This is a genomic window from Mesorhizobium sp. L-8-3 (genome assembly GCF_016756615.1).
Taxonomy (GTDB): Bacteria; Pseudomonadota; Alphaproteobacteria; order Rhizobiales; family Rhizobiaceae.
Map to the genome: position 1 here is coordinate 4,825,056 of NZ_AP023262.1, position 12,499 is coordinate 4,837,554.

General features: G+C 63.6%; 15 protein-coding genes. 7 read left to right on the plus strand and 8 right to left on the minus strand.

What is annotated here, in order from left to right; translation table 11 throughout:
* Window positions 1–82: 82 nt before the first annotated feature.
* Window positions 83–721, minus strand: a complete 639-nt coding sequence (locus JN302_RS22330) for a PAS domain-containing protein (RefSeq protein WP_202329204.1) — start codon at window positions 719–721, stop codon at window positions 83–85.
* A 596-nt stretch (window positions 722–1,317) separates the two neighbouring features.
* On the opposite strand from JN302_RS22330, the gene JN302_RS22335 reads away from it, so the two are divergent.
* Window positions 1,318–2,025 (plus strand): rhomboid family intramembrane serine protease, encoded by a 708-nt coding sequence (locus JN302_RS22335; RefSeq protein WP_244845818.1) that lies wholly within the window; start codon window positions 1,318–1,320, stop codon window positions 2,023–2,025.
* A gap of 149 nt (window positions 2,026–2,174) precedes the next feature.
* Window positions 2,175–2,606 (plus strand): CBS domain-containing protein, encoded by a 432-nt coding sequence (locus tag JN302_RS22340; protein ID WP_202305174.1) that lies wholly within the window; start codon window positions 2,175–2,177, stop codon window positions 2,604–2,606.
* Window positions 2,607–2,767: 161 nt separating this feature from the next.
* On the opposite strand, the gene JN302_RS22345 is transcribed toward JN302_RS22340, so the two are convergent.
* Entirely contained in the window at window positions 2,768–3,025 is a 258-nt protein-coding gene (locus JN302_RS22345; RefSeq protein WP_202305176.1) for a YjhX family toxin, read from the minus strand.
* Window positions 3,026–3,406: 381 nt separating this feature from the next.
* Between JN302_RS22345 and gatB the strand changes: the two genes are divergently transcribed.
* Both gatB and JN302_RS22355 read left to right on the plus strand, forming a co-directional pair.
* Window positions 3,407–4,909, plus strand: a complete 1,503-nt coding sequence (gatB, locus tag JN302_RS22350) for an Asp-tRNA(Asn)/Glu-tRNA(Gln) amidotransferase subunit GatB (RefSeq protein WP_202329208.1) — start codon at window positions 3,407–3,409, stop codon at window positions 4,907–4,909.
* 28 nt (window positions 4,910–4,937) lie between these two features.
* Complete coding sequence (locus JN302_RS22355; RefSeq protein ID WP_202305180.1) at window positions 4,938–5,420, plus strand: GNAT family N-acetyltransferase; 483 nt, start codon at window positions 4,938–4,940, stop codon at window positions 5,418–5,420.
* Between the two features lie 136 nt (window positions 5,421–5,556).
* On the opposite strand, the gene JN302_RS22360 is transcribed toward JN302_RS22355, so the two are convergent.
* Entirely contained in the window at window positions 5,557–5,775 is a 219-nt protein-coding gene (locus JN302_RS22360) for a dodecin (RefSeq protein WP_202305182.1), read from the minus strand.
* A gap of 449 nt (window positions 5,776–6,224) precedes the next feature.
* Here JN302_RS22360 and JN302_RS22365 point away from each other — a divergent pair, with 449 nt between their 5' ends.
* Window positions 6,225–6,830, plus strand: coding sequence for a HupE/UreJ family protein (locus tag JN302_RS22365; protein WP_202329210.1), 606 nt, complete (start codon window positions 6,225–6,227; stop codon window positions 6,828–6,830).
* 122 nt (window positions 6,831–6,952) lie between these two features.
* Here the strand turns inward: JN302_RS22365 and ureC are convergent, their stop codons facing one another.
* The 5 genes from ureC to JN302_RS22390 all read right to left on the minus strand — a co-directional run bounded on the left by ureC (window position 6,953) and on the right by JN302_RS22390 (window position 11,059).
* Window positions 6,953–8,656 carry an urease subunit alpha gene (gene ureC, locus JN302_RS22370; RefSeq protein ID WP_202329212.1) on the minus strand — a complete coding sequence of 568 codons (1,704 nt, stop codon included), beginning with the start codon at window positions 8,654–8,656 and terminating at the stop codon, window positions 6,953–6,955.
* Between the two features lie 3 nt (window positions 8,657–8,659).
* Window positions 8,660–8,971, minus strand: a complete 312-nt coding sequence (locus JN302_RS22375) for an urease subunit beta (RefSeq protein WP_202305188.1) — start codon at window positions 8,969–8,971, stop codon at window positions 8,660–8,662.
* Window positions 8,972–8,981: 10 nt separating this feature from the next.
* Entirely contained in the window at window positions 8,982–9,284 is a 303-nt protein-coding gene (gene ureA / locus JN302_RS22380) for an urease subunit gamma (RefSeq protein WP_202305189.1), read from the minus strand.
* A gap of 22 nt (window positions 9,285–9,306) precedes the next feature.
* Window positions 9,307–10,197, minus strand: coding sequence for an urease accessory protein UreD (locus tag JN302_RS22385; RefSeq protein WP_244845820.1), 891 nt, complete (start codon window positions 10,195–10,197; stop codon window positions 9,307–9,309).
* A gap of 175 nt (window positions 10,198–10,372) precedes the next feature.
* Entirely contained in the window at window positions 10,373–11,059 is a 687-nt protein-coding gene (locus tag JN302_RS22390; protein WP_244845822.1) for an urease accessory protein UreF, read from the minus strand.
* Window positions 11,060–11,306: 247 nt separating this feature from the next.
* On the opposite strand from JN302_RS22390, the gene JN302_RS22395 reads away from it, so the two are divergent.
* Window positions 11,307–11,840: an urease accessory protein UreE gene (locus JN302_RS22395; RefSeq protein ID WP_202329224.1), complete on the plus strand. Its 534-nt coding sequence runs from the start codon at window positions 11,307–11,309 to the stop codon at window positions 11,838–11,840.
* A 13-nt stretch (window positions 11,841–11,853) separates the two neighbouring features.
* Window positions 11,854–12,474, plus strand: a complete 621-nt coding sequence (ureG, locus tag JN302_RS22400; protein ID WP_202305198.1) for an urease accessory protein UreG — start codon at window positions 11,854–11,856, stop codon at window positions 12,472–12,474.
* The last annotated feature ends 25 nt before the right edge of the window (window positions 12,475–12,499 follow it).

Genomic DNA, 12,499 nt, shown 5'->3' on the forward strand with positions numbered 1-12,499 from the left:
GAAGACGCGCAAGTGCAGGAAAAAACTACGTGAAAACGAGTTAACAAGCCGTAAGCCCGAGACGCCTCGGGCAAGGATATCTTCAGCCTTCGCGCCCGCCGTCGAGCACCACGAGATGGCGGATCCTCCGCCCGGAGCCGGGCGCGATGCCGCTCTGCCGCAGGGACGAAACGCTGGGGACGAGGCCCGGAACCGAGATCGGCGACCGGTTGCGCAGGAAGACCGGCTCGCGGTCGGGGTCGACGATGCGTACCGCCTCGATCTGTGCCTCCCGCACCGGGTCGGCGCCCAGCCAGAAGGGCCGGGCCGCAGCCGAGATGATGCCCATGCAGCGTGGGCTTTCGGAGCCGCCGTCGAGAGGCAGAAGCAGAAGCTCGAACGGATTGGTCCGCCGGCCGCGGCTTACGCCCGAAAAGGTGATGACGACCACCGACTTCATGTTGAACGCACTGAAGGCAAGGCGGGCGATCAGCCGCTGGTCTTTCTCCTTCCACAGCGAGGAGAAGGCGAACCCCTTGAGCTCGCGCCCATAGATGGCGCAGAGCCTGGTGCCGGCGAGGCGGAAGATCGCCTCGCCGCGAGTGTCCTTCTCGAGGATGAACGTGTCGGCGAGCAGCGACCGGATGTCGGACGGCTCGATCTCGGTGCGCTTCGGCGCCGGGCGGCCGCTGCGCAATGCGTTCCAGTAATGGAACAACTCGATGGATCCGTCCTGCCTCATGCCTGGTGCTCCCCGTGTCCTGCCGTCTTGTTGTGCCATCGGCGAACAGATTCGCGCCCTCCGACGACCTTCATGCGTTGCACAGCAGGTTGCATGCCACTGCCCGTTAACCTTTATTCACGGGGCGGGGTCGTTAGGGTTAACAAAGGGTTTCCGTTGCCGGCGTAGCTGGGCCATGAGATGGTCTGCTCACCATAAGGGACGGTCGTTCCGATCCGCAGCCGACGTGCTTGCAATATGGCGCGCGGGAAGATAAGCGGTTCGGATACAAAAGGTTACCGAGGCCTGCTTGCGCCCTACGCGAGATATGGACCGATCAGGTGACCAGGCTGCTCAGGGGTGAGCATGGGGGCTCGGCCAGGCCGCTCGAGGGAAACTTCGGGCGGCCTTTCCAAAGTGCGCGATTCGCCGCTGCACTGAACGGTTCTACAGCGATGTGAAATGGTCTAAAGCGCGTCGCGATCTTTCAGATTCGCCTTGCGCGCTTTAGGTCTTTGTTCTTCCGCATGTCTTGCCCCGAAGCTCTTTCCCCCCGTTCGGGACAAGACATGCTCTAAAGCCGTGATGCGACCGAGCGGGGGCTGATGAACCAAGAGATGGAACGCAATAACGGCTTCACTGGCAACGCGCCGCGCGAGCCGGTGTTCAACATGCCTGGGATCATCGTGCTGTTGATCGCCACGTGCACTGCCGTCTTTCTCGTACAGACCTACGTTCTGACGGACAGGCAATATTTCGAGCTGCTGGTGCGCGGCGCCTTCATTCCGATCCGCTATTCGGGCAGGTACGCACTCGAGGTCTATGCTTTCACCTCGCCAGTCACCTATGCGTTCCTGCACGGTTCGTTCGCCCATCTGGCCGTCAACATGATCTGGCTCGCAGCTTTCGGCACGCCGCTGGCGAATCGGCTCGGCAATCCGAGCTTCCTCCTGTTCTGGATCGTGACCGGGTTCGCGGCGGTGGGGCTGCATTATGTGCTGCACCCGCTCGACCAGGCGCCCCTGGTCGGAGCTTCGGGCGCGATCTCGGGCATGATGGGCGCGGCCGCGCGGTTCGGCTTCCGGGCCAGCAGGGCGACGGGCAGATCGTCTTTCGACGGGCCCCTGCTGCCGATCGTCGACGTGTTTCGCTCGCGCACCGTCGTGACCTTCCTTGCGGTGTGGATGGTCATGAACCTGGCGACCGGGCTCATCGGCTTCGCACCCGGCGTGGACGATCGCATCGCCTGGGAAGCGCATATAGGCGGTTTCGCGGCCGGCTTCTTCGGGATCGGCTTCTTCGTCGGCGCAGGCCGGCGCTTCTGACACCTCGCGCGCGCCTACATTGCAAAGCTCGCGACGCAGTGCGCGGAACGGCGGTCTTGAAATGCCGCAAGGTCAAGCGCACCATAGGATCGGGCTTGGATCGGAAATCCCGCAAGGGTGTCGCGCGGCAGGAACGCTTGGAGGAAGTCATGACGGTGAAGGCAATTCTGGAGCAGAAGGGCCACGATGTTCTCACGATCGGTCCCAATGCGAAACTCTCGGAAGCCATCGGCATCCTGGCCGATCGCCGTATCGGCGCTCTCGTCATCACCAATGTCGACGGAAAGATCGTCGGCATCCTCTCCGAGCGCGATATCGTGCGGGTCATCGCCAAGGATGGCGCGGAGGCTCTAGACCACCCGGTGCGTTCCGGCATGACGGCCAAGGTGAAGATCTGCAACGAGAATCACACGGTGAACGAGGTCATGGAGATCATGACGCGTGGCCGCTTCAGACACCTGCCCGTGGAAAAGGATGGGCGCCTCGACGGCATCATATCGATCGGCGACGTGGTGAAGCGGCGTATCGAGGATGTCGAGCGCGAGGCAGAGGAGATTCGAACCTATATCGCGACGGCATGAGCGGTTGGAGCGCCGCGAAAGCCTCGCCGGGCGTAAGGCCCGACGAGGCGCGACAATGACCAAGCAGGCTTGCGTGGCTTCGCCCACTCTTGGCCTGCTTGGCTTCTTCTTCGCCGCAGATTTCTGTCGGCAAATCGCGGAACACCTTTCCGGAACCTGCTTCAGCGGTTGCTCTGTTCGGAGCGGACGAGCTCGAGCCCGCGTCGCGTGATGCGGTAGGGTCCGCCATTCGACGAGGCGACGGCCTTCTTGCGCTTCAGTTTCCTGAACAATTCCAGGTCAAGGCCGGCAAAGGCCCAGCCGTCGCGTGTCAGGCATCTGAGGGCCGCGATACCCTTGTCTTCGGTCTTTTCGATTTCGATGCGCCCACCCTGCGCGAGCAGGTGGAGGATGCGCTGTTCGCTGCGCGAAATATCCATGTCGTGGAGTCCGTGAAAACCTGGCCCCGGGGGCCAATGCAAAGGACCGCGACCGGCGGTCCGGCGCGGCGGCTTCGGTTTTCATGCCCTGGCGCCTGAAATGGGCCAGGGCCTCAGCGGGACTCAGACGAGTTGGACATTCACACTCCATCGGCGACGCGGCAGCACATATCCGAACCGGACGGTAATGACCAGACGGCAGACACTATCGCACGCGGGCGATTGCGATCGGCGCGCACCGGACCGGCAAGTGCCTGCGTCGGGAAGCGGCCTTCTCCCTTGCCTCACCAGCCGGATTGCACTAGCGAAGGCCAATCTATCCCGGCTGCTCCCGACGCCCATGGCGTCCCTCGGGCGCCAGCGAACGACGACAGGGCTTTCATGACCATCATCGACACCCGCATGCCCGACCCCAAGCGTCTGGTCCCAGGCGCCACCGGCGACTGGGAGGTCATCATCGGCATGGAGGTCCATGCCCAGGTGACCTCGGAGGCCAAGCTGTTCTCCGGCGCCTCGACCTCGTTCGGCGCAGCGCCCAATGCCAATGTCAGCCTTGTCGACGCGGCCATGCCCGGCATGCTGCCCGTCATCAACGAGGAATGCGTGCGTCAGGCGATCCGCACAGGCCTCGGACTGAAGGCCCAGATCAACCTGAAGTCCGTCTTCGACCGGAAGAACTATTTCTATCCGGACCTGCCCCAGGGCTATCAGATCTCGCAGTACAAGCAGCCGATCGTCGGCGAAGGTACGGTCACCGTTTCCGTCGGCCCCGACTCCAAGGGCAATTTCGAGGACATCGAGGTCGGCATCGAAAGGCTTCACCTGGAGCAGGACGCCGGCAAGTCGATGCACGACCAGCATCCGACATTGTCCTATGTCGACCTCAACCGCTCGGGCGTTGCCCTGATGGAGATCGTGTCGAAGCCCGACATGCGCTCCTCGGAGGAGGCGAAGGCCTATCTCACCAAGCTGCGGACCATCGTGCGCTATCTCGGGACCTGCGACGGAAACATGGACGAAGGCTCCATGCGCGCGGACGTCAACGTGTCCGTCCGCCGGCCGGGCGAGCCCTTCGGCACGCGCTGCGAGATCAAGAACGTCAATTCGATACGCTTCGTCGGCCAGGCCATCGAATACGAGGCGCGCCGCCAGATCGCCGTGCTCGAGGACGGCGGCAAAATCGACCAGGAGACGCGGCTGTTCGACCCTAACAAGGGCGAAACCCGGTCCATGCGCTCGAAGGAGGAAGCGCATGACTATCGCTATTTCCCGGATCCGGATCTCTTGCCGCTTGAATTCGACCAGGCCTATGTCGACGCGCTCGCCGGACATCTGCCCGAACTGCCTGATGACAAGAAGGCGCGGTTCTGCAACGCGCTCGGCCTGTCGGCCTACGACGCCTCGGTGCTCGTTTCGGAAAAGGCGATTGCCGACTATTTCGAAAAGGTCGCTGCCGGCCGCGACGGCAAGGCTGCGGCCAACTGGGTGATCAACGATCTGCTCGGCGCCTCGAACAAAGCCGGCAAGGATATTGAAAACGCACCAGTTTCTCCAGATCAGATCGGTGCGGTGATCGATCTGATCAAGGAAGGAACGATTTCGGGCAAGATCGCCAAGGACCTGTTCGAGATCGTCTGGAACGAGGGCGGCGACCCCCGGCAGATCGTCGAACACCGTGGCATGAAGCAGGTGACCGATACCGGGGCGATCGAAAAGGCGGTGGACGAGACGATCGCCGCCAACCCCGACAAGGCCGAGCAGGCGCGCGCCAAGCCGACGCTTGCCGGCTGGTTCGTCGGGCAGGTGATGAAGGCGACGGGCGGCAAGGCCAATCCGCAGGCAGTCAACGCGCTGGTGAAGGCCAAGCTCGGCATAGAGGAATAGGGGCGCGGCTTTTCGCGCGTGGATGCCGATGTTCATCCGTACAGCAAGCGAGCGTGATCTGGCATCGATCCGCGCCCTGCTGGTCGAAACATGGCATGCGACCTATGACCGGATCTACGGGGCCGAGCGCGTCGCCGAGATCACCGATCGCTGGCATTCGATCGACGCACTGAAGGTGCGGTTGACAAAGCCGCGCTCGGAATTCCTGGTTGCCGACGACGGAACCGAGATCGGCGGCATGGCCTTCGCCTCCGCCGACGGCGAGGGCGCAATCGTGACGCTGCTGCAACTCTATGTCCTGCCGCGCCATCAGGGGCGTGGCATCGGGGGGCTGTTGCTCGATGAGGTGATCGACAGCTTTCCCGAAGCCCGCCTGATCCGCCTCGAGGTGGAGCAGGAAAACGACCGCGCCGTCGCATTTTACAAGGCCTGCGGCTTTGTCGAGAAGGGAAGCGCGCCAAGCCCCGGCGGAGGCGAAACGTCGGTGGTCATGGAACGACCGCTCGGCTGACCGAGACCGACCGCTGCCGGCGGGTCGGCGGCTGCGCTGATCCAGGAAGCCACCGTCAATGGCGAACGCTTCCTGGCCCACACCTTCGTGGCCGATCTCCTGAGACTATGGCCCCGACAGAATTGGAAGGCACATCTTATGCGTCGGCGGCTTCCAAGGTGAAGGCGACCCTTAGCACAACCTGATAGTGGGCGATCTTTCCGTCTTCGACGTGGCCGCGAGTCTGGACCACCTCGAACCATCGCAGGCCACGGATCGTCTCATTTGCCCTGGAAATCGCGTTCTGGATGGCCTCCTCTATGCTGACAGGCGATGTGCCGACGAGATCGACCAACTTGTAAACATGGTCCTGCATGACGCTGCTCCTCGAGAAACGGGGGGTTGCACTGTCCAGTATTTCACTGTGTCGAACTTTCCGCGAGAAAATCCAGCGCGGCATGGCCAGATAGATGAGGGTCGCGCCCCAGGCGATTGGCGATCGGCGGCCCCTGCCTTCGGCGCCGCCGATTTATATGAAGCCGAATCAGGGCTTTATGGGGAGCAGCCCTTCCCAGCCGAATCGAAGCTTGTTACGGTACAGCCCGATTGCAACCACAGGCTTTGGCTCGATCAGCCAAGCGTGCTGTGACCAGGTTCGGCCCAGATGCATGGTCGATACTTTCTGGCGGACATCACGCGGGGCAACGTCGGAAGTGCGCCATCGCGCCGACCGACGGCGACGATTGTTCATGCCTTCCAGCACATTCGATTGGGCGGCGAGGCGTCCGAGAGCGTATCGACAATTCTGGTAGAGGGACAACTGACATGCTGAACAAACTTCTAATTGCAGCGCTGACGCTGACCGTATCGGTTGCCCCCGCGTTTGCCCATCTCAATCCGGACGAGCACGGTTCGCTGCTGGCCGGCGTCTCGCATCCGCTCTTCGGCCCTGATCATATACTGGCCATGATTGCGGTGGGCCTGTGGGCGGCGCTGCTTGGTTCAAAGACAGGCCGGAAGCCGGCGCTGTGGCCGATCCCCTCTGCCTTCGTCGGCACGATGATCGTCGGTTTCGCTGGAGCCCTCGCCGGAATGCCGCTGCCCTTCGTCGAGCCTGTGATCCTGGCCTCCGTGGTGGTCATCGGCCTGCTCGCTGCCGTTGCTCTGCAGGTGCCGATCTTGGCCGGCATGGTGCTGGTAGGGTTCTTCGCATTCTTTCATGGCCACGCCCATGGCGGTGAACTGGGTGCGGCCGGCGCGATTTCGTTCGGCATGGGCTTTGCGCTGTCGACCGCCTTGCTTCATGCCATCGGTATCGGGTTCGGCCTGCAGTTCGGACGTCTGTTCGGCGGAGAGAAGGGCCGCGCGATCGCCCGCGCCCTCGGTGGCGTCGCCGCCCTCAGCGGGCTATGGCTGGCCATGGCTGCCTGAGGAAGGCTCGACGGGCCGATGGGCATCTTTTCCTGGTGAACGGCCGTCTGTGCCGGCGATGAGCCGGCCCGGACGCGGATCACGTCGGCGGTGCAGCCGGAAGCTCCTGTGCCACCGAGCCCTCAGAACAGGAAATAGCGCTGCGCCATCGGCAGGACCTTTGCCGGCTCGCAGGTTATGATCTGTCCGTCGACCCTAACCTGGTAGTTCTGGGGATCGACTTCGATCTTCGGCGTCAGATGGTTGTGGATCATGTCTTTCTTGCGCACCGACCGGGTGCCGCGGACAGCCACCAGCGCCTTTTCGAGCCGCAGCTTTTCGCCGATCCCGTCGTCGATCGCGGCCTGCGAGACGAAGGTCACGCCGGTGGACTTCCGCGCCCTGCCGAGCACTCCGAACATCGGCCGGTAGTGAACCGGCTGCGGCGTCGAGATGGAGGCGTTGGGATCGCCCATCGGGGCCATTGCGATCATGCCGCCGAGCAGGGCCAGGGACGGCTTCACGCCGAAGAAGGCCGGCTTCCACAGGACAAGGTCGGCCCGCTTGCCCACCGCGATCGAGCCGATCTCGTGGGCGAAGCCATGGGCGAGCGCCGGGTTGATCGTGTATTTCGCGACGTAGCGCTTGGCGCGGAAATTATCGTTGCGTTCGCTGTCTTCGGCGAGCGGCCCGCGCTGCACTTTCATCTTGTGCGCGGTTTGCCAGCAACGCAGCGTGGTCTCGCCGATACGGCCCATCGCCTGCGAATCCGACGACATGATGCTGAAGGCGCCGAGATCATGCAGGATGTCCTCCGCGGCGATGGTCTCCCGGCGGATGCGGGATTCGGCGAAGGCGACGTCCTCCGGAATCTGCGGGCTGAGGTGATGGCACACCATGAGCATATCGAGATGCTCGTCGATCGTGTTGACAGTATAGGGCCGTGTCGGATTGGTCGAAGCCGGCAGGATGTTCTCCTGGCCGCAGGCGGTGATGATGTCGGGAGCGTGGCCGCCGCCGGCGCCCTCGGTATGGAAGCTGTGGATCGCCCGGCCTTTCATCGCCGCGAACGTGTCCTTGACGAAACCGCTCTCGTTGAGAGTGTCGGTGTGGATGGCGACCTGGATGTCCTCGATATCGGCGACGGTCAGGCAGTTGTCGATTGCCGCCGGCGTCGTGCCCCAGTCCTCATGCAGCTTCAGGCCCATGACGCCGGCGCGAACCTGCTCGTGCAGCGGCTCGGGCAGACTGGCGTTGCCCTTGCCCAGAAGTCCGACATTGACGGGCAGGTCCTCCAGCGCTTCGAGCATGCGATGGATGTTCCAGGGCCCCGGCGTGACGGTGGTTGCCAGCGTTCCAACCGACGGACCGGTTCCTCCGCCGACCAGGGTCGTTATCCCGTTCGCCAGCGCCTCCTCGGCTTGCTGGGGGCAGATCAAGTGGATGTGGGTGTCGATGGCGCCGGCCGTGAGTATCTTGCCTTCGCCTGCGATCACGTCCGTCGCCGGGCCGATGGCGATATCGACATTGGGCTGTATGTCGGGATTGCCTGATTTGCCGATGCCGGCGATGCGGCCGTTCTTGATGCCGATATCGGCCTTCACGACGCCCCAATGGTCGAGGATGACGGCGTTGGTTATCACCAGGTCGACGACCTCGGACGCCGGCCGCTGGCTCTGCCCCATCCCGTCGCGGATGACCTTGCCGCCGCCGAAGGTGACTTCGTCGCCATAGGTCGTGCGATCGTCCTCGATCTCGATCAGCAATTCGGTGTCGGCCAGCCGAATCCTGTCGCCCTTGGTCGGGCCGTAGAGATCGGCGTATGCCCTTCGCGTAATTGTTGCCATCGCTCAGCCCTCCAGTTTGCCCATGACCTTCGCGGCGAAGCCGTAGACGGCGCGCTCACCGGCCAGGGCGACGAGCTCGACGGTGCGCTGCTGGCCCGGTTCGAAGCGGACGGCTGTGCCCGCCGGGACGTTCAGCCGATAGCCTTTCGCCTGCGCGCGGTCGAAGACCAGCGCTTCGTTGGTCTCGAAGAAATGATAGTGGGAACCGACCTGGATGGGCCGGTCGCCGGAATTCGACACGGCGATCTTGCGGACGTCCCGACCGGCATTCAACTCGATAGTGCCTTCCTCGATGAAGAATTCACCCGGAATCATGTCAGTCTCCTCACGGTATCGGATTGTGGACAGTCACCAGCTTGGTGCCGTCGGGAAAGGTCGCTTCCACCTGAATGTCGTGGATCATTTCCGGGACGCCATCCATCACGTCCTCGCGCGTCAGCAGCGTCGAGCCGTAAGACATGAGTTCGGCGACATTTTTTCCGTCGCGCGCGCCCTCCAATATGGCCGCGGATATGTAGGCGACAGCTTCGGGATAGTTCAGCCTCACGCCGCGTGCCTTGCGGCGCTCGGCCAGCAAAGCCGCGGTGAAAAGCAGAAGCTTGTCCTTCTCGCGTGGCAAAAGTTCCATTGCAGGTTCCCTTCAAAGAATGTCATGTCGCCCATATGCGGGGCGCCGAGGCAGGTTTCGACTGAAGCGCGGTCCTCAGCGCATCCCAGACGCGGGCGAAGAGTATCTTGCCTTGCTCGGCATGCGGGCCGAGGTAACGGCAGACGACGACATCGTCGAGCTGGCTCGCGGAAAAGAGGCAACCGGCCATATCTCCCGCGGCCCGCCGCGCCAGTTCCGCCAGCCCGTCCCTCAGTGGGCCGGCATAGACCATGGTGCCGAACACCGGATGCCCGGCAAGCGCAAAGGCCGCTCCCTGGAGAGGCGAGTCGCCCGGCAGGCAGAACCGCTCGATCCATATCGGCTTGCCGTTCCGGCGGATCTCGACGCGCTGCGTGATTCCTCCCGAACGGAAGCGCTCCCTGGCTGCGGGGCGGCCGAGGCAGGTAAAGTCCCAGCCGACATAGGTCCCCGTCTCGGCGATCGTGACGCAAGTGCCGACGTCGGCGCTTGCGCCGTCGAACATGATGGCTTCCTGCGGCAGATATTCGCAGACGGCTCCGGCTTCGACATCGATGACGCTGCGTTGGGAGCCCTTGCCGGCAACGCTCCTATAGAACTTGGTCGCGCCCGGCGTGGTCAGCACGACGCGCGCGCCTTCGGCCAGATGGAACGTCAGTTCCAGGCTGTCTCCGCCCGCCACGCCGCCAGGGGGATGCAGCAGATAGACGTGGCAGGTCCCGTCGCTTTCCGGATGGAACGGCCGCTGCACCATCAGCGGCCCGGAGTGACGCCGGCGAAGCAGCCGCGTCTGTCCGCCCGCCGGCGCGAACCACAGCTCGAGTTCGGCCCGCCAGCGGCGTTCCGAGCCGCCGTCGAGGGAAAGGGGCTGCGCTGCGTCCTCGTCCAATTCGCGCTGCAGGTGTCTTGTCAACGACGGCGCCTGCATGCCGACTTGGTCTCCGTTCGGTAGAAACGAGGCTGAACAACCACGCATTTGGAAGGCTTTCACTGTACAGGCGCCCGTCGTGTGGGACAAGTTCGGTTGTCGTGCCGGTTGTGCCTTGCATGATCTCGGGATGCATTGCGGGCGACCGGAGGGATGTCCCTCAGGATCGGAATAGCCTGCTGTATTGCTCCTCATGCCAGGCGCTGGCCATGGCGAGGCCGATCGCCGTGTTGCCGATCTCGTCGTCTCCCAGCCGTTCGGCCTGCCGGGCGCTACGCTCGATCAGGTCGACGGCATCGATCAGGATCCGCTGACCCGACGTCTGGCCGAGCGGAACCAGCCGAATGGCAGCCGAAACCTGGCCTTCGGTCATGGCCCACATAAGGCCCCTCAGCGCCTGCCGGGGGACAATGCGCCAATGGTGCGCCGCTATCGCGAAGGCGGCAGGATAAGAGAGCGTGCAGTCACCGAACCGGTTCGCCGCTCCGATCTCCAGACTGCTCAGCAGGCGGAGCAAGGCATCGCCCATCAGCCGGTCCTCGGCCTGAATCTCGCGGCTTTCGCGACTCGCAGCGAGCCAGGCGTTGCTGCGCAGGAAGGCGTCCCGATCGTCCGCAGCCAGGGCCGCCATCATGCGAAGGAACAGCGGCGCATCGAGCAAGGCAAAGGCGTGTTCGAGCGTGCCGTGAATCCACTCCCGCGCGCTCGCTTCCGAATTCACCCAGCCATGCCGCACGGCGGCCTCCAGGCCGCGCGAATAGGAGAAACCGCCCACAGGGAGGCCTGGGCTCGCCAGGCGGAGCAGGTGGAGCGGGAACGTCGTGTCGCCCGGGCCCTGTGTGTCCATTGCGTCTCCAGCCCCGATTGCGTGTCTCATCTGCATTGTCCGCTCGTCGCATGCCAGTCAAGCCATTGCCTGGCGACGACGCTGTCAGCGACATGAAGGCGGGCGGACGACATCGACGCCGAGCGCGAGGCGGAGGCAGATTCCTTATGATGCAACGACGGGTCCCTTGGAAGATGCAGCCGGCCGGCTATAGTCGGCCCCTTCGACGCGCGCACTTGCCCGCCGGTCGATTCCACAGGAGTTGATAATGCTTCGCGTTGTTTCCCATCATCATGCCGGCCGCCATGGTGGTGAGCCCTTCGATGCCGTCGCACTGGCGCATGACGAGCGGCATCTGCGTCGCAAGGTGTTGACGCTCCGCGACGGGCAGGAGATTCTGGTCGATCTGCCCGAGGCGATTGCGTTTCACCACGGCGACGTGCTTGTGCTCGACGACGGGCGCATGGTGGAGATCCTCGCGGCGGAAGAACAGCTCTACGAGATCAGGAGCGACAGCCGGTTGCATCTGATGGAACTCGCCTGGCATCTCGGCAACCGGCACCTGCCGACGCAGATCGAGGAACATCGTGTCGTCATCCTGCGCGACCATGTCATCAAGGCGATGCTGGAGGGGCTGGGCGCCCGGGTAACGGAAATCGTCGAGCCGTTCCAGCCAGTGCGGGGCGCCTATCACGGCCATTCGCACGCTCACGGCAACGAAGGGCACGATCATGGCCGCGGCCATCGCCACCATGACGATCATTCCCATTCGAATGCGCCCGATCATCATCACCACGGCTGACAGGAGTTCGTCCATGACATCACCCAACGGGCCGCTTCGCGTCGGCATCGGCGGACCGGTCGGCTCCGGCAAGACGACGGTCACCGAAATGCTGTGCAAGGCGATGCGGGACCGCTATTCGGTCGCGGTCGTCACCAACGACATCTACACCAAGGAAGACGCGCTCATTCTCAACCGGCTTCAGGCCTTGTCGGAAGACCGCATCATGGGTGTCGAAACCGGCGGTTGCCCGCATACGGCCATCCGCGAGGATGCCACGATCAATCTGCAGGCCATCAGCGAAATGACGAGGCGCCATCCCGACCTCGACATCGTCTTCATCGAATCCGGCGGCGATAATCTGGCGGCGACATTCTCGCCCGATCTCGCCGACCTGACGATCTATGTGATCTCGGTCTGCCAGGGAGAAAAAATTCCGCGCAAAGGCGGGCCGGGCATAACCCGTTCCGACCTTCTCATCATCAACAAGAAGGACCTTGCGCCCTATGTCGGCGCCGATCTCGACGTGATGGACCGCGACACCAGGATCCAGCGCAACGACAAGCCCTATGTGTTTACCGACATGCTGCGCCGGCAGGGGGTGGACGACGTCGTCGCCTTCATCGAGCGCGCCGGGGGCTTGACGGCCGCGTAGGCGAACGCGCGCCGGGGAGGCGAAA

Bases quoted from the DNA above. Each gene is read 5' to 3' on its own strand.
- JN302_RS22330 (WP_202329204.1), bottom strand. From the start codon at position 721: ATGAGGCAGGACGGATCCATCGAGTTGTTCCATTACTGGAACGCATTG.
- JN302_RS22335 (WP_244845818.1), top strand. From the start codon at position 1,318: ATGGAACGCAATAACGGCTTCACTGGCAACGCGCCGCGCGAGCCGGTG.
- JN302_RS22340 (WP_202305174.1), top strand. From the start codon at position 2,175: ATGACGGTGAAGGCAATTCTGGAGCAGAAGGGCCACGATGTTCTCACG.
- JN302_RS22345 (WP_202305176.1), bottom strand. From the start codon at position 3,025: ATGGATATTTCGCGCAGCGAACAGCGCATCCTCCACCTGCTCGCGCAG.
- gatB (WP_202329208.1), top strand. From the start codon at position 3,407: ATGACCATCATCGACACCCGCATGCCCGACCCCAAGCGTCTGGTCCCA.
- JN302_RS22355 (WP_202305180.1), top strand. From the start codon at position 4,938: ATGTTCATCCGTACAGCAAGCGAGCGTGATCTGGCATCGATCCGCGCC.
- JN302_RS22360 (WP_202305182.1), bottom strand. From the start codon at position 5,775: ATGCAGGACCATGTTTACAAGTTGGTCGATCTCGTCGGCACATCGCCT.
- JN302_RS22365 (WP_202329210.1), top strand. From the start codon at position 6,225: ATGCTGAACAAACTTCTAATTGCAGCGCTGACGCTGACCGTATCGGTT.
- ureC (WP_202329212.1), bottom strand. From the start codon at position 8,656: ATGGCAACAATTACGCGAAGGGCATACGCCGATCTCTACGGCCCGACC.
- JN302_RS22375 (WP_202305188.1), bottom strand. From the start codon at position 8,971: ATGATTCCGGGTGAATTCTTCATCGAGGAAGGCACTATCGAGTTGAAT.
- ureA (WP_202305189.1), bottom strand. From the start codon at position 9,284: ATGGAACTTTTGCCACGCGAGAAGGACAAGCTTCTGCTTTTCACCGCG.
- JN302_RS22390 (WP_244845822.1), bottom strand. From the start codon at position 11,059: ATGGACACACAGGGCCCGGGCGACACGACGTTCCCGCTCCACCTGCTC.
- JN302_RS22395 (WP_202329224.1), top strand. From the start codon at position 11,307: ATGCTTCGCGTTGTTTCCCATCATCATGCCGGCCGCCATGGTGGTGAG.
- ureG (WP_202305198.1), top strand. From the start codon at position 11,854: ATGACATCACCCAACGGGCCGCTTCGCGTCGGCATCGGCGGACCGGTC.